The sequence below is a fragment of the Actinomycetota bacterium genome (genome assembly GCA_019347575.1).
Taxonomy (GTDB): domain Bacteria; phylum Actinomycetota; class Nitriliruptoria; order Nitriliruptorales; family Nitriliruptoraceae; genus JAHWKY01.
In genome coordinates this window covers 31,769-54,319 of record JAHWKY010000006.1, presented here as the reverse complement: position 1 = coordinate 54,319, position 22,551 = coordinate 31,769, and the positions used below count along the sequence as shown (strand labels likewise).

The window sequence follows — 22,551 nt, the reverse complement described above, 5'->3', positions numbered from 1 at the left end:
TCGTCTCACGCTCGAGCCGTACCGACGGACGGAACGAAGGCACCTGGAGGCAGGGCGCAGAAGGCCGGGCTCTCCCTGCACCCGGTCCAGGTTCAACCGCGGGGCAGGCCCAGGATGCGCTGCGCGAGGATGTTCTTGTTCACCTGGGTCGTGCCCCCGGCGATCGTGTAGCCGCGTGCACGCAGACGCTCGGTCCGCCACGGCTCGGTGTCGGCGTCCGTACCCAGAAGGGCGGCCGCAACTTCCTGCATCCGTTGCTCGAGCTCGCTCCAGTGCAGCTTCGCGACGCTGGAGGCGGCACCTGGTTCGGCGCCCCGTACCGCCGCCGACAACGTGCGGTCCGCGAGCAGCTTGAGCAGCTCGCCGTCGCGGTGGAGCCGCGCGAGCTCGCGTCGGACACCGGCGTCGGCAACGGCGGGACGTTCGTCGATGATGCGCCCCGCGGCCAGAGTCGCGAGCTCGCGGATCCGGCGGCGCACCTGCAGGTGCAGGCTCACGACGCCCATCCGCTCGTGCGCCAGCGTGGTCATCGCGACGGTCCAGCCCTCGTTCACGGGACCGAGCGTGTCGCTGATGGGGACTCGGACCTCGTCGAGGACGACCTCGTTGAACTCCGCCTCGCCGGTGATGGTCACGAGCGGCCGCACCTGGACCCCCGGGCTCGTGAGGTCGAGCAGCAGACAGGTGATGCCGCGGTGCTTCGGGGCGTCGGCGTCGGTCCGCACCAGCAGTTCGCAGCGGTCGGCGTAACGACCGAAGCTGGTCCAGACCTTGCGCCCCGTGACCACCCACTCGCCACCATCGCGGACCGCGCGCGTCCGCAGGGAGGCGAGGTCACTGCCCGCGTCCGGTTCGCTGAACCCTTGGCACCAGACGCGCTCTCCCGATGCCATCGGCGGCAGGTGCGTGCGCTTCTGCTCCTCGGTCCCGAACGCGAGGATCGCCGGCGCGATGTTCGACAGGCCGAGGGTGTTCAGGTGCATCGGGGCGCCGGCGCGGTCGAACTCCTCCGCGAGGACCACCTGCTCCAGCAGTCCCGCGCCCCGCCCGCCGTACTCGTCGGGCCACGCGATCGCGGCGTAGCCCGCCTCAGCGACGCGCTGCTGCCACTCCCGGTGGATCGCCAGCTGCTCCTCGTCGTGTGTCGAGACGCCAGCCAGCGCGGCGAAGCGGGGTTCGAGCGCCTCGTCCAGCCAGGCGGCGAGCTCGGCGCGGAACGCCTCCGCCTCCGGTGGGTAGGTCCAGTCCACGTGACGCCTCGGTCTGTCGGGTCAGCGGCGCGCGAGCTCCTCGAGAAGGTCGAGCGAGTACACGACCCGACCGGTCTCGCCGGAGGCGTCCTGGCTCGCCAGGAACACGGCACACCGGGCCACGGCGTCCGGATCCTCGCCGAGCTCCTCGGCGCGGTCGACCGCGCCGGGTGCGGCGGGGCGGACCTCCTTCGGGGCGAGACAGTTGACCGCGATGTTGTGCGCCGCCAGCTCGTGTGCGAGCCCGAGGTAGTAGCGCTCGACGGCTGCCTTGGCCACCCAGTACGCGTTCGATCCCAACGCTGGCTGGTGCACCGCGGGCGTCGTCAGGGCGATCAGCGACCCTGCGGGGCGCCGCAGTAGGTGGGGCAGGGTCGCGCGGGTCACGATGAAGACGCCATCGAGCGTGGTGGCGACGACCTCACGCCAGCGCTCGACCGGTGTGTCCAGCGTCGTGGCGTGCCAGGGGGTGCCGAGGTTGCAGACGACGACGTCGAGGTGGCCGAGCTCTCCGACGACCATCTCCACGGCGTCGGTGACCGACGCCTCGTCCTGGACGTCACAGGAGACCGTGAACGCGGTTGCTCCCGCAGTCTCGACCTCGTCGGTCACGGGGCTCACCACGCTGGTGCGGGCGCGGTCGGCGCCGTCCACCGTGGCCACCGCGACGTCCGCGCCTTCGTGTGCGAGGGCCAGTGCGATGTGCTGCCCGAGGCCGCTCCCGGCGCCCATGACGAGCGCGACCTTGCCATCGAGCTGACGCGCCCCGCCCGACCCGCTCACCCGTCCGCCTCCGATCCGGTCGCGGGGAGCCTACGGCTCGTAGGCTACGAGGGCGTGCTGGGAGGTCGACGTGGACGGGCAGCTGAGACTCGGACAGCAGATCGACGAGCGCGAGGAGGAGGCGCGTGCGAGGCTCGCGGCCGCGGTCGAGCCGGGGTGGGCCCGGGCGCTGGAACCCGTGGCCGCCAAGCTCGCCGAACTCGGTGACTTCCTGCGCGAGGAGCAGGCTGCCGGCCGACGCTTCCTCCCAGCGGGCGATCGCATCCTCGCCGCGTTCCAGCAGCCCTTCGACGAGGTGCGCGTGCTGATCGTCGGGCAGGACCCCTACCCCACACCTGGCCATCCCATCGGCCTGTGCTTCAGCGTCGCCTCCGACGTCCGGCCGTTGCCGAAGAGTCTGCAGAACATCTTCACGGAGTACCGAGACGACCTCGGCCACCCCGACCCGGAGTGCGGCGACCTCACTCCCTGGACCGGGCAGGGTGTGCTGCTGCTCAACCGCGTCCTCACGGTCCGTCCCGGCGCCCCCGGTTCCCACCGCGGGATCGGGTGGGAGGACGTGACCGAGCAGGCCATCCGAGCTCTGGCGGAACGGGACGCCCCGCTGGCCGCGATCCTGTGGGGCCGCGACGCGCGCGACTGTCGCCGCTGGTTGCGCGACGTCCCGGCCGTGGAGAGCACCCACCCCAGCCCGCTGTCCGCCCGCAACGGGTTCTTCGGCTCTCGGCCCTTCAGTCGCGCCAACCGCCTGCTGGAGCAGCAGGCCGCGGAACCGGTGGACTGGCGCCTGCCCTGATGGTCCTCCTGGCCCTCCTGGCCGTCCTGGCCGTCCGGACGGCGTTCCCGCCCGGGCTGTCCGAGCGGCAGTAGCCAGCCCGCCCACCCAGCCGCTGGCGACGGTCATCCTGAGTGCTCAAGTAGCGAAGCGGTAGCACAACCCGAGTGCTCAAGTAGCGAAGCGGTAGCACAACCCGAGTGCTCAAGTAGCGAAGCGGTAGCACAACCCGAGTGCTCAAGTAGCGAAGCGGTAGCACGACCCGAGTGCTCAAGTAGCGAAGCGGTAGCACGACCTCCGCACGACCGACCCGAACAGGAGCGAACCGTGGGCACCGACAACACCGTCGAGAAGGTCAAGGGCATGGCGAAGGAGATCGCGGGGGAGGCGGTCGGCGACGAGAACCTCGAACGCGAGGGTGAACAGCAGCAGAAGAAGGCCCAGAGCGAGGAGGAGGCCGAGCGCTACGAGGAGAAGGCCGCCGAGAAGCGCCAGGAGGCCGCCGGGCACCAGGGCGCCGAGAAGGCCGAGTCGATGAAGAAGTAGCGGTCGCACGACGGTCGAGAGAGGAACGCGTTAGACGCGCCCTGTCGGGCTGACGCTCTGGCGGCGCGGGTGGTGACGGAAACGCGCGTGGGTGCGTGTTCCCGTCCGGTCGATCTGCTCTGGCCGCGAGGGTGACGGAAACGCGCGTGGATGCGTGTGCCCGTCCGGCGACGTGGGCTCTCCGGGGACGCGGGCCCCTACGTCTGTGCTTGCCTGCAGCGGCAGCCGCGGCGGGACCGGGAGGGCGAGAGCGTGGCGGACGCGGGCGGGCGGCGACCACTCGGGGCGGTGTTGCGCGGCGACACCGAGAAGGTGCGCTTCCTCGAGCTGTTCTTCGATCTGGTGTTCGTCCTGGGCTTCACCCAGTGCACGGCGTTGATGGTCCACGAGCCCTCCTGGACCGGGATCGTGCACGGTCTGTTCGTCCTCGCGATGTTGTGGTGGGCGTGGGCGGGGTACGCGTGGCTAACCAGCGTGGTCGACCCCGAGGAGGGTGGGGTCAGGATCGCGATGTTCGCGGTCATGGCCGCGCTGCTCGTGGTGGCGCTGGCCGTCCCCGGGACGTTCGGTGAGCTCGCGCTCACGTTCGCGCTGGCGTACGGGGCGGTGCGGATCGGCCACATCGCGTTGTTCGCGCTGGCCAGCCGCGGTACGCCCGATCTGCGCCACTCGGTCGCGACGCTGTCGGTGAGCACCGTCATCGCCATCGGGCTTCTGACGGCCGCGTCGTTCGTCGAGGGCATCGGCCAGGAGGTGTTGTGGGCGGTCGCGATCACCATCGACTTCGGAGGGCCGGCTCTGTTCGGTGTCGAGGGGTGGCGTCTGGTGCCGGCGCACTTCGCGGAGCGGCACGGACTCATCATCATCCTCGCCCTCGGCGAGTCGATCGTGGTGCTCGGGGTGGGCGCCAGCGCTGGAGTCACCGCGGGCGTCATCGTGGCGGCCGTCCTCGGTGTCGCGTTGGCCTCGGCGCTGTGGTGGACGTACTTCGACGTCGTCGCGTCCGTCACCGAGCAGCGCCTCACCCGCACCGCGACGGGGCGTGAGCGCAACGCCCTGGCGCGGGACTCCTACTCGTACCTGCACTTCCCCATGGCGGCCGGGATCGTGCTCGTCGCCGTCGGCCTCGAGAACACCCTCGCCCACGTCGACGAGCCGTTGGAACCGGTGGCGGCCTTCGCCCTGCTCGGTGGTGTCGCGCTGTACCTGCTGGCCCACGTGGCGCTGCGGCTGCGGAACGCGCACTCGGTCAACCGCCAGCGACTCGCGCTCGCGATCGTGCTGCTCGTCCTGGTACCGCTGGGTACCCAGCCGCCAGCGCCCACGACGCTCGCCGCCGTCACCGCGGTGCTGTGGCTGCTGATCGCCTACGAGACCCGCAGCTACGGCTCAGCCCGCGACCGCGTCCGCCACCCGATGCCGACCGAGCACGGCTCCACGGCGGGAACCTGAGCGGCCCGTGCGCGCGGGGGTGGCCGTGTTCTCACGGCGGCTGCCATCCACTTCGTCCCCCGATCCGCTCGGATATGCGAGTGATCCGGGTGATGAAGTTGCGCGCCGCGTCGGGGCGCGTGACGTCCGCGAGAAGGTGCCGCGAGTCTGCCCCGCCCCGACGGCCCGCTGGAGCCGCGGACGGTCACGCCCCGAGGTCGGTCAGCAGCGCCCCGAGCGCTTCGACACCGCGGCGGACCGTGGACGCGTAGCCCTCGCGCTCGACCCTCGGGCCGACGACCTCCAGATCGAACGCCCCGTCGTAGCCGGCCTCGAGGATCTGGCGCAGCAGTCGCGGCAGCGGGATGTCGCCGTCGCCGGGAACGACCCGGTCGGGCGTCCGCTTCGTTCCGAGGATGAAGTCGCTGACCTGCACCAGGCCGAGATGGTCGATGCCGTAGCGGATCGACTCGCTGAGCCCCTGTTCGTGCCAGGCGGCGTTCAACTCGAGCACGGCCCCGCAGCCCATCCGCACCGCGAGGGCGGCCGCCTGGCGGAAGCTGGTCACGAACGAGAGGTCGAGTCGCAGCGAGTTGGTGTGCTCGATCGCGAGCGTGACCCCGAGGTCCGCGAGATCGCGGTGCAACGGTCGCAGCAGCTCGGCCAGCCCGTCCGCCGCGGCCTCCCAGTGCAGCGGTCCGAGGGGACCCGACGTGAGCACCAGCCAGGGTGAGCCGAGGCGCGCTGTCACCTCGGCGATCCTCGTGACCCGCTCGCGCTGCTCGCCCCACCGCAGCTCATCGGAAGGAGTCAGGATCCCCGTCGCGATCACGTTGGTGACCTCGAGTCCTTCGCGCTCGATCGCGGCCACGGCGGTGTCGGCTCCGGCCGCCTCGAGCTTGCGCCAGAGCAGGCCGACGCGATCGATGTCGAGGTCGTGCCAGAGGGCGAGGTCGGCGTCGAGCCTCTGCCTGATCGAGCAGGCCTGGCTGACCGAGATCCTGGGGTGGATGCTCATCCGCCCCTCGCCGGGATCGTTCGCGACGTCACGACGGCTTCACCCCAGGGTCCGCCCACGGACGGCGTGCCCACCGCCATCCACGTGCAGCAACGTACCGGTGATCGTCGCCGCTTCGTCGCTGGCGAGGAACACGATCGCATTGGCGATGTCGTCCGCTGTCGGTAGCCGCGTCAGGTGCATCGCCTCGATCTCGAGCCGGCGCTCCGGCGACAGGTTCGCGTCGCGGCGGTCGTTGATGACGTAGCCGGGGCTCACCGTATTGCAGCGGATCCCCTGGTCGGCGTGGTCGAGGGCGATCGAGCGGCTCAGCGCCTCGAGGCCGGCCTTCGACGCCGGGTACGCCACCCGGCCCGAGGAGGCGCGTGTGGCGGCACGCGATGACACGTTGACGATGGCGCCGCCTCCGTTGGCGGCGAGGTGGGGGATGGCGTGCCGGCACAGGTCGGCGGCGGCGATGAGGTTGACCTCGAGCAGCGCGCGCCACGCATCGGGGGTCGTCTCCGTGACGGGCCCGTCGAGACCAGCCGACCGCGCAACCGCGCAGTTGACGAGGACGGTGAGTCCGCCGAGGGCTCCGACCGTTGCGTCGACGAGCGCGCCCCGCTCGTCCTCGGAACCCAGATCGGCCGCGATGAAGCGCACGCGCCCGTCACCGGCCGCCTCGACTGCGGCGCCCCGCTCCCGGTCGCGGCCGGTGACGACCACGGTCGCGCCCTCGGCGGCGAAGCGCAATGCGGTCGCCCGCCCGATGCCGGCGGTCGCGCCGGTGACGAGCGCTGCTGCTCCCGCGAGCCGCACCCGTTGCCACCTCCGGTCCGGAACCCCGATGACGGTAGCTGACGGACGTGTCAGTCAGGGTGCGTGGGGCCTACCATGACAGCCCGACCGACCGCCCCCGCGACCCCTCGGAGGAAAGCCATGGCCATCGCCACCGCCCCGCCCGATACCCGCGTCGTCCTGCCCGACGACCTGCCCTGGGCCACCTGGATGGAGGGTCTGCAGGTCAAGATCCTCCGCTGTGATCTCGACAACAACGAGTACACGCTCATCGTGCGGTTCGCGCCGGGCATCGAGCTGCCGCGCCACCGCCACTTCGGCCAGGTCCACGCCCACACCATCCAGGGGCGGTGGCACTACCTCGAGTACGACTGGGTCGCGGAGGCGGGCAGCTACGTGCACGAACCCGCCAGCTCGGTGCACACGTTGAAGGTGTTCGACGACAACACCGAGGAGACCATCGTGATGTTCATCATGCAGGGCGGCCTGGTGCTCCTGGGGCCGAACGACGAGGTGTGGATGTACGAGGATGCGGAGTCCGCGATGGAGCGCTACCTCCTGGCGCTGGAGCAGGAGGGCAAGAGCCTGCCTGACGGCGCCGTGCTGTGACCGGTCTCCTGGCGGGTCACCGCGCGATCGTGACCGGCGGGGCGTCAGGGATCGGACGTGCTACGGCCCAGCGGTTCGCAGCCGAGGGCGCTTCCGTCGCGGTCCTCGACGTCGACGGGACGGGTGCCAAGACGGTGGCCGACGAGGTCGGCGGGCACGCCTTCGAGGTCGACGTCGCCGATCACGATGCGGTCGTGGCGGCCGTGAACGGGGCGGCCGAGGTGCTCGGCGGGTTGAGCCTGCTGTTCAACAACGCGGGGACGGGTTCGATGTCGCGGCTGCACGAGTACCCCGCCGAGGAGTGGCGGCGCGTGTTGGGCGTCAACCTCGACGGGGCGTTCCACGTGCTCAAGGCAGCCATCCCCCACCTGCTCGATGGCGGTGACGGCCGCGTCGTGAACACCGCGTCGATCAGCGCCACCCGACCCTCCGCTGGCGAGACGCCCTACTCGGCTGCCAAGGCCGCCGTCATCGCGATGACCCAGAACGCCGCGCTCGAGTACGCCCCGAAGGTCCGCGTCAACGCGGTATCGCCGGGGTCCGTACGGACCGGGCTGACCGACCCGCTGCTGATGATGCCGGGCTGGGAGGAGCGGTGGACCCGCGTCACGCCTCTGGGTCACATCGCCGAGCCCGACGAGATCGCCGACGTGGTGGTGTTCCTCTGCAGCGACCTGGCGCGCTACATCACCGGCCAGAACATCATCGTCGACGGCGGGATGACGCTCCACGGGGCAGGCGTCGACGGGATCCTCGAGTACGTCCTCGCGCTGACCGAGGGCGCAACGCCCGAAGACGCGATGGCGATCGCTGACCGGCGAGGCTCGACCGGGGTGCCAGGCCGCCACCACGGCAGCGAGGACATCCCGTGACCGTCATCTACCACGAGGCAGACGCCTCGCTCGACGCGCTCGATGGCCAGCGCATCGCGGTCGTCGGCTACGGCAACCAGGGCCGCTCGTGGGCGCTCAACCTGCGTGACTCCGGTCTCGACGTCCGCGTCCACGCGCGCGCCGACGACAGCCGTGAGCAGGCCGTGGCCGATGGCTTCGACGCTGCAGACATCTCCGGGGCATCGGACGCCGACGTGCTGTGCCTGCTCGTGCCCGACGACATCATCCCGATCCTCGACGTCGCGCCACGTGACGACGCCCTGGTCGTCGTCGCCTCGGGCTACTCGGTCGGCTACGAGCGCTTCACCCCCTCGTGCGACATCGGCATGGTCGCCCCGCGCATGCTCGGTCCCGAGGTGCGCGAGTGTTACCTCGAGGACGTCGGCTTCATCACCGCCGTCGGCGTCCAGCAGGACGTGACCGGCAGCGCGCGGGAGCGGACGCTCGCGGTGGCGCTGGCCATCGGTGGGCTCAAGCAGGGCGCCATCGAGATGACACCGATGCAGGAGGCCATCCTCGATCTGGCCGTCGAGCAGGCGCTCGCCCCGGCCCTGCGACGCGTCAACCTCGCGTTCACCCAGGTCATGGCAGAGCACGGGATCCCGCTCGAGGCCATCGTCGCCGAGCTGTTCCTGTCCGGCGAGATGGAGCGCACCTTCCGTCGGCTCCGGCTCGAGGGCTACGCGGCCCAGATGGAGCACCACTCGCCCATCAGCCAGTACGGCCAGCTGAGTCGCGTCGACCGCTACGACGAGATCGACCTGGTCGAGCCGATGCGATCGATCGTCGGCGAGATCTCCGACGGCCGCTTCGCCGACGAGTGGGATGCCGAACGCGAGGAAGGGCATCCCACCCTACAGGAGCTCAAGTCGGTCGCCGTCGGACCGGAGGTCGTGGCCTGGGAGCGCGAGCTGCGCGCGACCCTGGGCGAGACCGCTGCGCCGGGTTCCGCATGACGTATCAGACCTCACCCCCCAGGCCGGCAACGCCGGCCCCTCCCCCCTCCAGGGGGGAGGCGTGACCTACGAGGTCCCGACGGGCCGGCTCACGGACCAGCAACAGGCCGACATCGTCGAGCACATGCACGTCACCGACCTGCACCGCCTCCTCGACGTACGCCCCGTCCGTCTCGACCCCATGCCGGTCATCTTCTCGATGCCGGTTGCCCAGCCGGCCTTCAACTCCAGTGGCAACCTGCACGGCGGGGCGATCGCGACGCTCATCGATGTCGCCGCGGGAACGGCAGCGGGTCTGGGGTCCAGGACGTTCGTGCCCGGCGAGAACTCCATCGTCACCGCCGACATGCACATCCGCTACCTCGGGCGGCCGCGGGGCGGCACGGTCGAGGCGCGCGCACAGGTGATGCGTTCGGGGCGCCAGCTCGTCGTCGTCGAGTGCCGCGTCGTCGATCCGCAGGAGCGGCTCATCGCCATCGCCGACTTCGCGGCGATGGTGGTGCCGCTGCGGCAACCGCTCGAAGCCGCGGAGCACGCCGACACCGCCGACCCCGACATATGACGCGCGGCTCCACCCGAACTTGAATGGTTGGGGGCATCGGAGTGCACCCGAGTATTCAAGTTCGTTGGTGACGTCGGGGTCAGTGAGGGCGGGGAGGAATCTGGGGGAAGGCGCTACGCGCCCTCGTGGCCGTAGCTGGCTAACGCGTCGATCAGGTCCGCCTTCGACATCTTCGACCGCCCCGCGAGCTCGACGTGCTGGGCGAGTTCGTAGAGCTCGGCGCGCGTCATCTCCTCGAGGTCGTCGCGTCGAGGCAGGGTCGCCACGGGAGCGAACGGCTCACGGGCGGCGGCGACCGCCCGGGGATCGGGTTCGCTGTCGGGGGGGTCCGGGGCGCACACCGGACAGGGCGACAGCTTCCTGGCGCGCTTCGGTCCGATCGGTTCGGGGGTCTTGCCCCGGGCGAGCAGACACGACGGCCGGTGGTACAGCGCGGCGGCGGGGAAGGTCACGGGGTGCCCGTTCAGCGTGATCTCCTGCGTCGGCTCGTAGATGTCGGGGAACCCCGACGCCGCCTCGTCGGTGGGAGCCTCCCACGCCGGGACGACACCGGTCCCTGACACGTCGGCGAGGATGTCGAGGTCGCCACGACGACGGGCGCGCTTGTCCTCGCGCTTCGCGACGAACTCGAGCCAGCCGTCGCGACTCTGCTCCACGATGCCGCCGGGGTTGGTGGCGAGCACGATCGCCGCTGCTCCGAAGAACAGGTTCGGGAGCTGGTCGATGTTCCAGAAGGCGATACCCGTGAACTCGCCGGAGATCCAGTCCGTCAGCGAGGTGAGCAGCGGTCGCGCCATCACGAACAACCCCGCCCCGATCAGGGCGCCGCGGATGTAGCGGATCCCGCCGACGACGGCGAGAGCGAGGAACAGCAGCGAGAAGAGCTCGACGAACTGGGTCGGCTCGGCCACCTGGCCAGCGCCAGCGAACATCGCTCCACCGACGCCTGCGAGGAACGCCGACAGGGAGAACACCGCCAGCTTCAGCCGGCCGAGGCTCGAACCGAGGCCGCGGATCGCGGTCTCGCTGTCCCGCATCGCCCGGAGGGCGAGCCCGATCGAGCCGCGGCGGAGGTTGCGTACGAGCGCAGCGGCGAGGAGGAAGATCCCGATCCCGAACAGGTAGTAGTGGTAAGGGTCGGCCAGCACGGCGCTGCGCTCGAACGGCACGCCGCTGGTGCCGTTCGTGATCGCGGGAACGTTGAACATGAGCTGGGTCATGAGGGCGGCGAAGGCCAGCGTCGCGAGGCCGAGGAACAGCGGCGAGAGGCGGACGGCGCGCCACGCCAGGATCACGCCGGGGACGACCGTGACCAGACCCGCGATCACGAGCGAGACCCCGAACGGCAGGCCGAAGTCGGCCACGAAGTGACCGACGATGATCGCCCCGATGGCAGCCAGCGAGGCATGCGCGAGCGAGATCTGGCCCGCGAAGCCGACCAGTAGCACCAACCCCAGGAACACCACCGCGATGCCCGGCACGCGGGTGAACTGGTTCTGCAGCTCCCCGAAGTACCCCAACGGACCGTTGACGATCGTGATGACCCACGAGAGGGGCGGCCAGTCGAGCACGGCGGGACGACCGAGCTGCCACCCCGAGGGGAGGACGAGGATCACCGCGAGCCCGATGATCGCCCCGCGGATCCACCGTCGGCTCACGCCTTCCCGCTGGGCCACGGTGGGGCGTTCGGCGACCTCGGCCCGGACCTCGTGCCAGTCGATCGGCAGGAGCAGCGCTCCGAACAGCACCAGGAACGGGATGCTCGATGCCAGGATCGGGGCGAGCGTGTCACCCGTGTAGATCTGGCTGGTCGTCTGGCCGATGCCGATCAGCAGACCGCCGAGCAGCGTCCACGGCAGGCTCCGGATGCGCCCGATCACGGCGGCCGCCGTCGCGGGCACGACGAGCAGCGGCAGGGTCAGTAGGTCGAAGGAAGCGCTGATCACCGGCGCGACGAGGATGCCGGCGAGGGCGGCGAAGCTGGTCGAGAGCCCCCACGACAGCGCGGACACACGGTAGGAGTTGACGCCGACCAGCTCGGCGAGGTCGGCGCGGTCGACGACGCCGCGCATCCGCACACCCATGCTCGAGAACCGCATGAACGCCACCAGGCCTGCAGCCAGCGCGACCGCGATCGCGATGGTCCAGAAGCTGCTCACGGGTGTCGTGAAGGTCCCGATCGTCACCGGGGTGGTCGAGAAAACCTCGTCGGGTGCGATCGAGGGGTTGCCGCTCCACAGCATCCCCGTGAACCCCTGCAACGCGATGAGCAAGCCGATGGTGGACACGATCTGGACGTGGGTCTCGGCCTGGGTCAGGTGCCGGAACAGGATCCGGTGCAGGAACCAGCCGAACGCCGGGGCGAGCACGAGAACGATCAGCGGCAGCGCTATCCACCCTGGGATCGTCGCCGTCTGGTCCCACACGCCCGCGACGAAGAAGACCCGACCACCCTGGACCAGCTGGAAGTACAGGAACGCGAACACCATCCCGATCGCGCCCTGCGCGAAGTTGAAGATGCCCGTGGTCCGGTAGGTGAGCACGATGCCGAACGCCAGCAGGGCGAGCAGTGATCCGAGGACCCCGCCGGTGACCAGGGCTTGCGCGAACTGCGCCATGGCGCGGAAGTATGACCGCCACGTCAGGGTCCGTCCAGGGAGTACGCTCGCGGCGCCTGCGGATGGATGGCGGGGACATGGCGAACAACCGGCGCGGCTGGATCGGCTGGATCGAGCGCAACCCCCTGTTCTCCGCCGTGACTGCGTTCCTCCTCGGCGTGGGCATGAGTGCTATGGGGTTCCTCGCTGCGGAGGTCGGTGTCGGCACCGCGCCCGCCGCCGTCACCGTCGACGATCCGCTCGCCGACGGCCCGACCGCGCCGCCGACCGCGACCCCGACCGCCGAGGAGACACCGACCGAGACCACCTCGCCAGGCGACCCCGGTGCCGCGACCACCGGTGGACCGTCGACGACCGGTACCACGACGACCGGTACCACGGGAGGGACGACCGGAGCCACCGCGGGGGGCACGTCGGGTGGCACCTCGGGCGGCTCGACGGGCGCGACGACGGGTGGGACGACCAGCGGCGGGACGAGCGGCGGGACGTCCGGAGGGACGACCGGCACGGCGGCCGGCTGCACCCCGGACCCCAGCTACGAAGCGACGGGGATCGACGCCGAGAAGGTCGTCATCGGCCAGATCATCAGCGACGTCAGCCAGCTGCCAGCGCAGCTGCGGCCTGTGCGGCAGGGCCTCGAGGCCTACATCGCGCGCAAGAACGCCGAGGGTGGGGTGTGCGGCCGCCAGATCGAACTCGAGGTCGCCAACGACAACGCCAACCCGTTCGACGCCCAGAACCACTACGACCGCATGGTCAGCGAGGTGTTCGCGTTCGTCGGCATCACCTCACTGCAGGACGGCCGCATGTACGGCAGCAGCAGGCCGTTCGACCCGCGCGCGTCCGACGACGGCGAGTTCCTGCCCGACATCGGCGGTCAGGCGTACAGCTACAACCGGTCGCAGTCGCCGTGGCACGGCAGCCCGCTCGGCAGCCTGTCGCCGGTCCTCGGCGGTGGGACGGCGTTCGTCGGCTTCGCGAAGGAACTCGCCGCACAGGGTGAGGAGTGCACGTTCGGCGGGATCGTGTACCTGGCCGAGCCGACCGGGGCGTCGCAGGACCAGGCCGAAATTGGCCAGGTCACGCTCGAGCAGTCGTGGGGCATGGCACTGGGCGAGGACAACACCCAGCTGTACCAGCAGGCGCTCGCGGCCTCGGTCCCGCAGTACCGGCTGCTCGTGCAGCAGATGCGCAGCGACGGCGTGGATTGCGTCTTCACCTACGCCGACCTCCAGTCGAACATCAACCTCGTGCAGGCCGCCGCGGACCAGGGCGCGTGGCCGCCGGATCGCTGCGTCACGCAGTGCTTCAAGCTGATGTACGAGCCCTACGCTGGTTACGACCCCAAGTTCATCAACGACCTCGGTCAGGACGCGCTCGGGGTGCGCACGTTCCTGCCGCACGTGCCCCTCGAGGAGCCCAACGACCCGAACATGGCGCTGTTCCTGCGTGACTTCGCCGCCGCTCACCCCAACGTCGAACCGACCGGCACGTACGCCGTCGTCGGCTACGCCAGCGGCTGGATGTTCGCTGACGCGATCGAGTCCTGCGGGGGCGCCCCGACGCGCGAGTGCGTGATGGACGCCGTCCGCCGGATGCAGGACTGGCAGGCCGGAGGGCTGTTCGGGGCGATCTCGCCGTTCCAGAGCACCCGTGTGAACGGGCCCCAGCCGTTCGGTGAGTGGGACTTCAAGTGGGTGTTCAACTGCATCGTCCGCATCCAGGTCGTGGACACGGGGGGCGGGAACCTGACGTGGCAGCGGACCGGACCCGACGGGTTCGAGTGCGGCCCCCTCCGCGACGTCACGCCGTGGCTCTGACGTGGGCGCACGCAGGGTCGCCTACCCACTCCAGGCCTCACGGATCACCAAGCGCTTCGGCGGCCTCACCGCGCTCCAGGACGTCTCGCTCGTGGTCCCGCCCCGCGGCATCGTCGGCCTGATCGGACCGAACGGTGCCGGCAAGACGACGTTCTTCAACTGCGTCACGGGCGTCTACCCACCCACGGTCGGTCGGGTGCAGCTGTTCGGACAGGACGTCACGGGCTGGCCCGCTGATCGACGTGCGCACCTCGGGGTCGCACGCACGTACCAGCGTCTGGAGCTGTTCCGAACGTTGACCGTGCGCGAGAACGTGCTGGCGGCGTTCGAGGCGCGGTACGGGTCGGGGGACGTGGTCAGCGACCTCTTCGCGCTACCCGCGACGATCGAGACCCGGTACGAGGCCGACGCACAGGTCGACGTGGTCCTCGAGATGACCGGCTTGCAGGACCGGGCCGATGTCGCGGCCGGTGAGCTGCCGCTGGGCACCGCCCGGGTCGTCGAGTTCGCTCGGGCCATCGTCACCAAGCCGCGTCTGCTCATGCTGGACGAGCCGAGCTCGGGTCTCCGTGCCGAGGAGTCACAGCACCTCGCTGACCTGGTGCGTCGGGTCCGCGACGGGGGCACGTCGGTCCTCCTGGTCGAACACGACATGAGCTTCGTGCTCGAGCTGAGCGACTACGTCTACGTGCTCGACTTCGGCGAGCTGCTGGCCGAGGGCACGCCCGCTCTGATCCGACAGAACGAGGGCGTCCGTGCTGCGTACCTCGGCACCGAGGCGGCATCGTGAGTGCCCTGCTCGAAGTCGAGAACCTCGTCGTCCACTACGGGAAGCTGCCCGCGCTCGTCGGCATCGACCTGGTCGTGCCCGAGGGGAGCGTCGTCGCGCTGCTCGGCCCCAACGGTGCGGGGAAGTCGACGACCCTCAAGGCGGTCGCGGGTCTCGTCGAGCCGAGCGCCGGTTCGATCCGGATCCGTGGGGAGGACCTCGACGGATCGCCGGCGTACCAGCGCAGCCTCGACGGCATCTGTCTGATCCCGGAGGGCCGCGGGATCTTCCCCAACCTCACGGTCGCCGACAACCTCCAACTCGCGCTTGCCGGACACGATGAACGCCGCGACGACGTGATGCGGTACTTCCCGAGGTTGGCCGAGCGGGTCGATCAACCGGCGGGCACGTTGTCAGGAGGGGAGCAGCAGATGCTCGCGCTCGCCCGCGCGGTTGCCAGCGACCCCGTACTGCTGATGGCCGACGAACTGTCCCTCGGCCTGGCTCCGCTACTCGTCGCGAACATCTTCGACACGGTCCGGGCGCTGCACCAAGAGGGCCGGACCGTCCTGCTGGTCGAGCAGTACGCCACGCAGGCGCTGGCGCTCGCGGATCTGGTCTACATCCTCAGCCGCGGTCAGGTCGTCTGGGCCGGCGAGCCCGACGAGCTCGAAGCTTCCGACCACCTCGCCGAGACCTACCTCGGCGTCTGACCCGTACGGTCAGGCCCCGAGCAGGTCCGCCACCCGGGCGCGGTGCGCTGCGGGGTCGCCGAGCAGGACCGCGTCGGCGCGGGCGCGCTTGACGTACAGGTGCAGGTCGTGTTCCCACGTGTAGCCGATCCCGCCGTGCAGCTGGACCGCGCGCGCCGCCACGAGTCGGGCCGCCTCACCCGCTGCAGCCTTCGCCATGGACCCGGCGAGGCTGCGTCGCGGATCGTCCTCGGCCACCGTCAGCGCCGCGTACCAGGTCACGGCCTGAGCCTTCTCGGTGGCGACGTGGGCGTCGGCGAGCTGGTGCTTCACCGCCTGGAAGGACCCGATGGGACGGTCGAACTGCTCGCGGACGCGGACGTAGTCGAGGGTCATCGTCAGCAGCCGCTGGATCGTCCCCACCGTCTCGCAGGCCAGACCGATCGTCGCGTGATCCCGAACCGCCTCGGCGAGATCGCGGCCACCGACCTGCCGGGCAGGAGCAGCGTCGAACGTGACCGTGGTGAGCTCGCGGGTCGCGTCGACGGTCTGCTCCGGGGTCCGCTGCGTCTGAGTCGCGTCGACGAGGTGGACCGTCGCGTCGCCCTCGGAAGCGACGACGACCACGAAGGTGTCCACCCATGAACCTTCCAGCACGTGCCGTGCCGTGCCCTGCACGGCGTCGCCGTCGAGTCGCAGATCGCCGGTCACCAGACTGCCGGTGCGGTTCCCAGCGGCGATGTCCGCGAGCAGATCGACCTCGCGGGCGACCGCGGGGAGCAGCTGAGTCACCGTGGGCAGGAGCGGCCCGGGTGCAGCCGCGCGCCCGATCTCCTCGAGCACGACGAGCAGTTCGGCGAAGCCGAAACCCAGCCCGTCGTACTCGGTCGGAATCGTCAGCGCCGGCCAGCCGAGCTCGACCATCCGCTGCCACAGTGCCTCGGGGCGCTCGCCTCCCTCGATGCGACGACGCAGCACCTCGGCGCTGCACTCACGCTCGAGGACGCCCCGGACCGACTCCCGCAGCTCGATCTGCGTCTCGCTGACCGTCAGGTCCAAGTGTCAGCGCTTCCGGCGCTGCCCGCCGAACACCCCGGCGTGGATGATCGTCGTCAGTGTGTCCAGGGTCGCGTCGCGGTCGAAGGGCAACATCCGACCCATCGCGGTGCGGATGTAGAAGAAGCGCTCGATCATCGCGACGAACGCGACGGCAGCGATGCCAGGATCGAGCGCCCCGGTGGTATCGGCGGCCTCGATGCGCTTGGCGAGCGCAGCGCTGAACCCACCCAGGACCTCCGCTCCAACGAGAGCGAAGTCGTTGCTGCGCGTCTCCGCCTCGATCCACGTGCGCACGACCGCCCCGTGCTCCTCGTACAGGTCGGTGAAGCGGTCGAGCCACGCGCGCAGCGCCTCGTACCCGCGCGCTCCCTTCTCGACGTCTGGCAGGGTCTCGGCAAGCTGCACCATCTCCTCTGAGGCGGCGTCGATCAGGGCTCGGAGCAGGTCCTCCTTGTTGGAGAAGTAGAGGTAGAAGGTGCCGTGGCTGGTCCGGGCGACCTTGACGATGTCGTCGACGCGCGCGGCGTGGAAGCCACGGTCAGCGAACACGCGCTTGCCGGCGTCCAGCAGCTTGCGCATGGTCTTCTTGCCCTGCGCGCGCAGCTCGCGCTCCTGAGCCGGAGCGCCGCCGCGAGGGCGACCGGCAGCAGCATCATCATCGTTCTTCGCCATGGCCGCGGGAGCCTACCTGACAGCTCCGTCAGGGAATCGGGTACGGTCGTCGCGCGGGATCGGCGGACGGTGGGGATGCCGGCGCCGATGGGCCAGGATCACCCGGGCGAGAAGGAGCGATGACCGAGGTGCACGCGGTCGGTGGCTCGGATCGCGGGCGCGGTCCGGCGCTCCAGGCCGTCGTGGCAGGCGACGGCCCGCCGCTCCTGCTGCTGCACGCCTTCGCGCTCGCCCCATCGGCGTACCAGGGCACGATCGACCGGCTGAGCACCCACCACCGGGTCATCGTGCCGTGGTGGCTGCGGGTTCCCGACCGGACCTGGGAGATCGAGATGGCGTTGGGTGGGCTGGCACGCCTTCTCGTCGACATCGGCGGTCCACCAGCCACGGTCATCGGGCACTCGTTCGGCGGCGCGTTGGGGCTCGTGCTCGCCGCCGAGCGACCCGACCTCGTCAAGCGCCTCGTCCTCGTGGACGCCATGACCGCTCCGACGCGTCGCGATCTCGCCCGGCTCGGGCGCCCCGGCCGCCACTTCCTCCCACTGATCTCGGGGCCCGGGGCGCGCGCGTTCGTGGGCACGGTCGTCACGCGGCCCCGCAACATCGCGCGGGCCGGGTGGTGGGGCTTCCGACTCGAGATGGAACCGATGGCCGATGCGGTCGCGGCGTCCGACGTCGAGGCGGCGGTGCTGTGGGCGCGGGACGACTCGCTGCTGCCGGTGGCGTGGGGACAACTGCTGGCGCTGCGGCTGCGCGCTCCGTTCCTGGCTGTCGCCTCACCCGACGGGGGTCGCGTCGATCACGACTGGGTCTTCCGCCACCCGGGCCGGTTCGTCGCCACGCTCGCCGAGCTCGATCTGCTCGGGGCGTAACCGGGTGCCCGCGTTGGACTTGTCGGGCACGCCGTGGTCGGTCGCGGTGGAGGGACTGCCGGTCGGGCTGGTCACTCCCGTCGTCACGATGAACCCGCGGCTGCACAACGAGTGGGAGCTCACCGCGACACCCGGCGACGTCGTCGCGATCGCGTCGGTGGCCGATGAGTTGGGGTTCCAGCACCTGACCGCATCGGAGCACGTCGCCGTGCCACGGTCGGCGGTCACGAAGCGGGGCGCGCGCTACTACGACCCGCTGGCGACGTTGTCGTTCCTGGCGGGGCGGACCGAACACATCCGGCTGGCCACGCACGTGCTCGTGCTCGGCTACCACCACCCGCTCGCGATCGTGAAGCGCTACAGCACGCTGGACGTGATGTCCCGGGGCCGGGTGATCCTCGGGGTCGGCGTCGGCTCGCTCCAGGAGGAGTTCGCGCTGCTCGATGCGCCGTTCGACGGGCGGGGCGCGCGTGCCGATGACGCCATCCGCGCTATCCGCGCCGCCTGGGGTGAGGCGGTGCCCTCGTACAGCGGGGCGCACTACTCCTTCGACGCTCTCGTCATCGACCCCCGCGCCCCGCGCCCCGACGTGGCCATCTGGGTGGGCGGACGCACCGCGCGGTCACTGCGCCGCGCGGTCGAGCTCGGCGACGGCTGGGTGCCGTTCGGCCTCGGCCTCGACGAGGTCCGCGGGCTGCTCGATGCCGCCCGCGAGACCGCCGCGTGGACGGGGCGCCGCCGCGGGTTGGACGTGGTGCTCCACCCCGACGAGTTGCTCGACCCCATCGGGGACCCCGACCACGTGCGCGAGGTCGCGGCTGCGCATCGGGGTGTCGGGGCGACCGCTCTCAACGTGCGCCTCCGCCACGGCTCGCGCCCCGAGTGCATCGAGCAGCTCCACGCCCTCGCCGAGCTGTGACCCCTTGTCTTGGCGACGGCGCATCCGCGCATCACGAACTTGAATACTTGGGAGCGCTCAGATGTGCCCAGGTATTCAAGTTCGGAGGATGCGGGCGGCGCGGAGGTCGGCGAGGTCGGCGTCGCTGAGGCCGACGAGGCCGCCCCACACCTCGTCGTCGTGCTCGCCGAGTCGCGGCGCCCCGCGGGGGACGGGCGGCGGCACGCCGTCGAAGCGGGGGTAGGGCGCCTGCTGGCGGATCGATCCCACCACGGGGTCCTCGATGGTGACGACGTCGCCGCGCGCGGCCAGGTGCGGGTCGGTCGCGATGTCGGCGGCGGTGTACGCGCGCGAGGCGGGGACGTTGCTCGCGAGGCAGCGCTGCTCCACCTCCTCGGAAGGCAGCGATGCGCACCACGCCCCGACGATCGCGTGCAGCTCGTCGCTGTGCTCGACGCGGTGGGTCAGGGTGATGAAGCGCGGATCCTCGGGAAGCTCGGGGCGCTCCATGGCGGTGCAGAGGCGCGCGAAGTTGGCATCCGAGCCCGCGGCGATGCAGACCACGACCTCGTCGGCGCAGGGGAAGTTGTCCATCGGGGCGGAGGTCGGGATGCGGTTGCCGTGCCGGCTGCGGACGATGTCGAGGTGGTCGTGGCCGGCGATGGTCCACTCGAGCACGCGCAGGATGGAGCCGTACAGCGGGGCGTCGATCACGCGCCCGACGCCCCTGCCACCCTCCCGCCCGGGTCCGCGTCCGCGGGCATCGCGTTCGTAGAGCGCGGCGACGGCAGCCTCGGCGGCGAACGTGCCCGTGAGGTAGTCCGACAACGTGATGCCGGGCCGGACGGGGGGTCGGTCGGGTTCTCCGGTGAGGTGCAGCAGACCCCCTACCGCGATGCCGACGCGGTCGAGGCCGGGGCGGTCGCGGTACGGGCCGTCCTGGCCGAACGCGGAGATGCGCACGTAGACGATGCGGTCGGGCAGGTCGTCGGGCCCGATGTTCCAGCGCTCGACGGTGCCGGGGCGGAAGTTCTCGACCACGACGTCCGCATGCACCGCCAGCGAACGGAACAGCTCCTGACCGCGCTCGCTGCGCAGGTCGCAGGTGACGCTCTTGCGACCTCTTCCCTCGACCGCCCACCACAGCGAGTAGCCATCCTGGAACGGACCGATGCCGCGCATGAAGTCCCCGCCCCGCGGATCCTCGACCTTGATGACCTCGGCGCCCTGCTCACCGAGGATGGCGGCGCAGAACGGGGCGCTGATGCGCGTGCCGACGTCGAGCACACGTAGGCCGGCGAGCGGCTGCGGGGCATCCGTCACGGCGACCGCACCGTCACGGCTTCGCGGTGGCGGCGGTCATCCCTCGTCGCCGGCGTCGCGCTGCTCGAAGACCTCCTTCATCGACCCCGCCTGCTTGCGCCTCTCGAGCATCCCGAGCGCGGTCTGGGTGTTGGAGGTGAACTGGTGGATCATGAAGTGGTTGCGCCACGCCTGACGCTGACCGGCGAGATCCTGTGCGTCGTTGATCGACCGCTTCACCATCTGCGCCGTGATCGGCGGGACCTTGGCGACCTCCTCGGCCAGCTCGTGGGTGTCTGACTCCAGAGACGCGCGCGGGACGACGCGGTTGACGAACCCCAGGCGCCACGCCTCCTGCGCATCGATGGTCATCCCGGTGAACAGGAACTCCTTCGCCTTGCGGAAGCCCAGCTCGTACGGCTCGACGAGCAGCTCGACCCCCGCCCCGCTCATCCTCAGCACCGGGTTGGCGAAGAAGGCATCATCGGCCGCCACGATGAGGTCGCACATGGCGGCGAGCATCACCCCGGCTGCCATGCACGCGCCCTGGACCGCGGCGATGGTCGGCTTGCGGAAGTCGCGGATGGACAGCGAGCGCTCGTAGAACATGACCTCCTCGTGGCGCAGCTTGCCCTCCGCCGTCTCGCGCATCTCGCGCCAGTGATCGGCGGCGGCGGGATCGAGGATGCCCTTGAGGTCGTGACCGGCGCAGAAGTGGTCGCCGGCGCCGGCGACGATCACGACGCGGACCTCGTCATCCTCGTCGAGGTCCGCGAAGGCGCGATCGAGGTCGTCGATCAGGATGGTGTTCATGGCGTTGCGCTTGCCGGGACGCTCCATCGTCACCGTGGCGACGTGGTCCTCGACCGTGTAGGAGACGGCGTCGAGACGGCGCTGACGCATCGCCGTCCCGATGTGGACCTCGTCAGGCGTCGTCTCGTCGCTCATCGTGCCTCCTGGGTTCGCGCGGCAAGCCGAGCAGACGCTCGCCGATGATGTTGCGTTGGATCTCGCTGGTGCCGGCGAAGATCGTCGCCGCCTGGTAGTACAGCCACGAACGCTGCAGCCGCCCGTCGCCGGGGTTGGCGTCGGCGCCGTGCCACAGCGGTGCTGCCGGGCCGAGCACCTCCATCAGCGTCTCGTGGAGGTCCTGGCTGCGCTCCGACCAGTACAGCTTCAGCAGCGACCCCTCCGGACCCGGGTCGAGGCCCTTCTCGAGGCGCGACAGCGTGCGCCAGTTGTGCAGCTGGAAGATGCGGACGTCGGCGTACGCGGTGGCGACGCGTTGCTCGATGCGTGGGTCCTCGATGCGTCCCGTCTCGAGCGCGAGCCGCAGGAGCTCCTCGACCAGCTGCAGGTGCTTGACGAGCTGGCGAGGCGACGTACCTCGCTCGTGGGACAGCGTCGAGCGGGTAACCGCCCACCCCTCGTGCTCCCGGCCGATGCGGTTCTCGTCCGGCACGAACACGTCCTCGAGGAAGACCTCGTTGAACTCGACCTCGTCCGTGATCTGCCGTAGCGGCCGGATCTCGATCCCGGCTGCGTGCATGTCGATCACCAGGTAGGTGATGCCGTGGTGCTTGGGCGCATCCGGATCGCTGCGGACCAGGCACAATCCCCAGTCGGCGAACTGCGCGTAGCTGGTCCAGACCTTCTGCCCCGTCACGCGCCAGCCACCCTCGACACGCTCGCCCCGCGTGCGCACCGACGCCAGATCGCTCCCCGCCTCGGGCTCGCTGAACAGCTGGCACCACAGGTCCTCAGCGGTCAGGATCCGCGGCAGCCACCGCGCCTTCTGCTCGTCGGTCCCGTGCGCCAGCAGCGTCGGTCCTGCGAGGTTGACGCCGATCCGCCCCGCCAGTTCCGGCGAACCAGCCCGTGCCAGCTCCTCCTGGACGATGTAGTGCTCCGCGGTGCCGGTGCCGCGTCCTCCGTGGTCGGCGGGCCACGCGACGCCGACCCATCCGCCGTCGGCCAGGCGCCGTTGCCAACCGCGGAGCCACTCGACCTCCTCGGCGAGGTCGTCGAACCGCGGTGGTCCAGCGTGCGCATCCCACGTGCGGTTGGCATCGAGCCACGTGCGCAGCTGCGTCCGGAACGCTTCCTGCTCGGGGCTGAACGACAGGTCCATGGGGCGCATCCTGCCACGGGTTGCAGTTCCCAGCCTGGTCGGTAGCGCTGTCAGCTTCCCCGAAACCCTCGCCAGCAGTGGGCCGCTACGGCCTGGTCAGGTGCGTGCGCGGCTT

Annotated in this window: 22 protein-coding genes; 12 read left to right on the top strand and 10 right to left on the bottom strand. The window is 70.6% G+C overall.

What is annotated here, in order from left to right:
* Positions 1-92: 92 nt before the first annotated feature.
* Both KY469_05330 and KY469_05325 read right to left on the bottom strand, forming a co-directional pair.
* Positions 93-1,250, bottom strand: coding sequence for an acyl-CoA dehydrogenase family protein (locus KY469_05330; GenBank protein ID MBW3662505.1), 1,158 nt, complete (start codon positions 1,248-1,250; stop codon positions 93-95).
* Between the two features lie 21 nt (positions 1,251-1,271).
* A complete protein-coding gene (locus KY469_05325) occupies positions 1,272-2,033 on the bottom strand; it encodes an SDR family oxidoreductase (GenBank protein ID MBW3662504.1) in 762 nt (253 codons plus the stop codon).
* A 100-nt stretch (positions 2,034-2,133) separates the two neighbouring features.
* On the opposite strand from KY469_05325, the gene KY469_05320 reads away from it, so the two are divergent.
* The 3 genes from KY469_05320 (at position 2,134) to KY469_05310 (ending at position 4,806) form a co-directional block, all read left to right on the top strand.
* Positions 2,134-2,829, top strand: a complete 696-nt coding sequence (locus tag KY469_05320; GenBank protein ID MBW3662503.1) for a uracil-DNA glycosylase — start codon at positions 2,134-2,136, stop codon at positions 2,827-2,829.
* Between the two features lie 306 nt (positions 2,830-3,135).
* Entirely contained in the window at positions 3,136-3,354 is a 219-nt protein-coding gene (locus KY469_05315) for a CsbD family protein (protein ID MBW3662502.1), read from the top strand.
* Between the two features lie 252 nt (positions 3,355-3,606).
* Entirely contained in the window at positions 3,607-4,806 is a 1,200-nt protein-coding gene (locus tag KY469_05310; GenBank protein MBW3662501.1) for a low temperature requirement protein A, read from the top strand.
* A 184-nt stretch (positions 4,807-4,990) separates the two neighbouring features.
* Here the strand turns inward: KY469_05310 and KY469_05305 are convergent, their stop codons facing one another.
* Both KY469_05305 and KY469_05300 read right to left on the bottom strand, forming a co-directional pair.
* Positions 4,991-5,803, bottom strand: a complete 813-nt coding sequence (locus KY469_05305) for a sugar phosphate isomerase/epimerase (GenBank protein ID MBW3662500.1) — start codon at positions 5,801-5,803, stop codon at positions 4,991-4,993.
* A gap of 39 nt (positions 5,804-5,842) precedes the next feature.
* Positions 5,843-6,604 (bottom strand): SDR family oxidoreductase, encoded by a 762-nt coding sequence (locus tag KY469_05300; GenBank protein MBW3662499.1) that lies wholly within the window; start codon positions 6,602-6,604, stop codon positions 5,843-5,845.
* Positions 6,605-6,724: 120 nt separating this feature from the next.
* Between KY469_05300 and KY469_05295 the strand changes: the two genes are divergently transcribed.
* The 4 genes from KY469_05295 (at position 6,725) to KY469_05280 (ending at position 9,603) form a co-directional block, all read left to right on the top strand.
* A complete protein-coding gene (locus tag KY469_05295; GenBank protein MBW3662498.1) occupies positions 6,725-7,192 on the top strand; it encodes a 2,4'-dihydroxyacetophenone dioxygenase family protein in 468 nt (155 codons plus the stop codon).
* Entirely contained in the window at positions 7,189-8,064 is an 876-nt protein-coding gene (locus KY469_05290; protein ID MBW3662497.1) for an SDR family oxidoreductase, read from the top strand. The genes KY469_05295 and KY469_05290 overlap by 4 nt, the downstream gene beginning before the upstream one ends.
* Entirely contained in the window at positions 8,061-9,041 is a 981-nt protein-coding gene (locus tag KY469_05285; GenBank protein MBW3662496.1) for a ketol-acid reductoisomerase, read from the top strand. The genes KY469_05290 and KY469_05285 overlap by 4 nt, the downstream gene beginning before the upstream one ends.
* Positions 9,042-9,102: 61 nt before the next feature.
* Entirely contained in the window at positions 9,103-9,603 is a 501-nt protein-coding gene (locus tag KY469_05280; GenBank protein ID MBW3662495.1) for a PaaI family thioesterase, read from the top strand.
* A 113-nt stretch (positions 9,604-9,716) separates the two neighbouring features.
* On the opposite strand, the gene KY469_05275 is transcribed toward KY469_05280, so the two are convergent.
* Positions 9,717-12,221 (bottom strand): Rho termination factor N-terminal domain-containing protein, encoded by a 2,505-nt coding sequence (locus tag KY469_05275; protein MBW3662494.1) that lies wholly within the window; start codon positions 12,219-12,221, stop codon positions 9,717-9,719.
* Positions 12,222-12,298: 77 nt separating this feature from the next.
* On the opposite strand from KY469_05275, the gene KY469_05270 reads away from it, so the two are divergent.
* The 3 genes from KY469_05270 to KY469_05260 are packed head-to-tail and all read left to right on the top strand — an operon-like array spanning position 12,299 to position 15,523.
* Positions 12,299-14,041, top strand: coding sequence for an ABC transporter substrate-binding protein (locus KY469_05270; GenBank protein MBW3662493.1), 1,743 nt, complete (start codon positions 12,299-12,301; stop codon positions 14,039-14,041).
* Between the two features lies 1 nt (position 14,042).
* On the top strand, positions 14,043-14,831 hold the full coding sequence (locus KY469_05265) for an ABC transporter ATP-binding protein (protein ID MBW3662492.1): 789 nt from the start codon (positions 14,043-14,045) through the stop codon (positions 14,829-14,831).
* Positions 14,832-14,836: 5 nt separating this feature from the next.
* On the top strand, positions 14,837-15,523 hold the full coding sequence (locus tag KY469_05260) for an ABC transporter ATP-binding protein (protein MBW3662491.1): 687 nt from the start codon (positions 14,837-14,839) through the stop codon (positions 15,521-15,523).
* A gap of 9 nt (positions 15,524-15,532) precedes the next feature.
* On the opposite strand, the gene KY469_05255 is transcribed toward KY469_05260, so the two are convergent.
* Together KY469_05255 and KY469_05250 are read right to left on the bottom strand one after the other, a co-directional pair.
* On the bottom strand, positions 15,533-16,561 hold the full coding sequence (locus KY469_05255) for an acyl-CoA/acyl-ACP dehydrogenase (GenBank protein MBW3662490.1): 1,029 nt from the start codon (positions 16,559-16,561) through the stop codon (positions 15,533-15,535).
* 3 nt (positions 16,562-16,564) lie between these two features.
* Entirely contained in the window at positions 16,565-17,233 is a 669-nt protein-coding gene (locus KY469_05250; GenBank protein ID MBW3662489.1) for a TetR/AcrR family transcriptional regulator, read from the bottom strand.
* A gap of 119 nt (positions 17,234-17,352) precedes the next feature.
* Between KY469_05250 and KY469_05245 the strand changes: the two genes are divergently transcribed.
* Both KY469_05245 and KY469_05240 read left to right on the top strand, forming a co-directional pair.
* Positions 17,353-18,105: an alpha/beta hydrolase gene (locus KY469_05245; protein ID MBW3662488.1), complete on the top strand. Its 753-nt coding sequence runs from the start codon at positions 17,353-17,355 to the stop codon at positions 18,103-18,105.
* Between the two features lie 88 nt (positions 18,106-18,193).
* Complete coding sequence (locus tag KY469_05240; GenBank protein ID MBW3662487.1) at positions 18,194-19,024, top strand: LLM class F420-dependent oxidoreductase; 831 nt, start codon at positions 18,194-18,196, stop codon at positions 19,022-19,024.
* A gap of 75 nt (positions 19,025-19,099) precedes the next feature.
* Here the strand turns inward: KY469_05240 and KY469_05235 are convergent, their stop codons facing one another.
* The 3 genes from KY469_05235 to KY469_05225 are packed head-to-tail and all read right to left on the bottom strand — an operon-like array spanning position 19,100 to position 22,436.
* The gene (locus KY469_05235) at positions 19,100-20,326 is read right to left on the bottom strand and encodes a CoA transferase (GenBank protein MBW3662486.1); all 1,227 of its coding nucleotides are present in this window, start codon (positions 20,324-20,326) and stop codon (positions 19,100-19,102) included.
* Positions 20,327-20,362: 36 nt separating this feature from the next.
* On the bottom strand, positions 20,363-21,253 hold the full coding sequence (locus KY469_05230; protein ID MBW3662485.1) for an enoyl-CoA hydratase: 891 nt from the start codon (positions 21,251-21,253) through the stop codon (positions 20,363-20,365).
* The gene (locus tag KY469_05225) at positions 21,231-22,436 is read right to left on the bottom strand and encodes an acyl-CoA dehydrogenase family protein (GenBank protein MBW3662484.1); all 1,206 of its coding nucleotides are present in this window, start codon (positions 22,434-22,436) and stop codon (positions 21,231-21,233) included. The genes KY469_05230 and KY469_05225 overlap by 23 nt, the downstream gene beginning before the upstream one ends.
* Positions 22,437-22,551: the final 115 nt, after the last annotated feature.

What these genes read in the sequence shown, in the direction of transcription:
- KY469_05250 (MBW3662489.1), bottom strand. Translation starts at nt 17,233, where the DNA reads ATGGCGAAGAACGATGATGATGCTGCTGCCGGTCGCCCTCGCGGCGGC.
- KY469_05225 (MBW3662484.1), bottom strand. Translation starts at nt 22,436, where the DNA reads ATGGACCTGTCGTTCAGCCCCGAGCAGGAAGCGTTCCGGACGCAGCTG.
- KY469_05270 (MBW3662493.1), top strand. Translation starts at nt 12,299, where the DNA reads ATGGCGAACAACCGGCGCGGCTGGATCGGCTGGATCGAGCGCAACCCC.
- KY469_05275 (MBW3662494.1), bottom strand. Translation starts at nt 12,221, where the DNA reads ATGGCGCAGTTCGCGCAAGCCCTGGTCACCGGCGGGGTCCTCGGATCA.
- KY469_05295 (MBW3662498.1), top strand. Translation starts at nt 6,725, where the DNA reads ATGGCCATCGCCACCGCCCCGCCCGATACCCGCGTCGTCCTGCCCGAC.
- KY469_05240 (MBW3662487.1), top strand. Translation starts at nt 18,194, where the DNA reads ATGAACCCGCGGCTGCACAACGAGTGGGAGCTCACCGCGACACCCGGC.
- KY469_05305 (MBW3662500.1), bottom strand. Translation starts at nt 5,803, where the DNA reads ATGAGCATCCACCCCAGGATCTCGGTCAGCCAGGCCTGCTCGATCAGG.
- KY469_05245 (MBW3662488.1), top strand. Translation starts at nt 17,353, where the DNA reads ATGACCGAGGTGCACGCGGTCGGTGGCTCGGATCGCGGGCGCGGTCCG.
- KY469_05230 (MBW3662485.1), bottom strand. Translation starts at nt 21,253, where the DNA reads ATGAGCGACGAGACGACGCCTGACGAGGTCCACATCGGGACGGCGATG.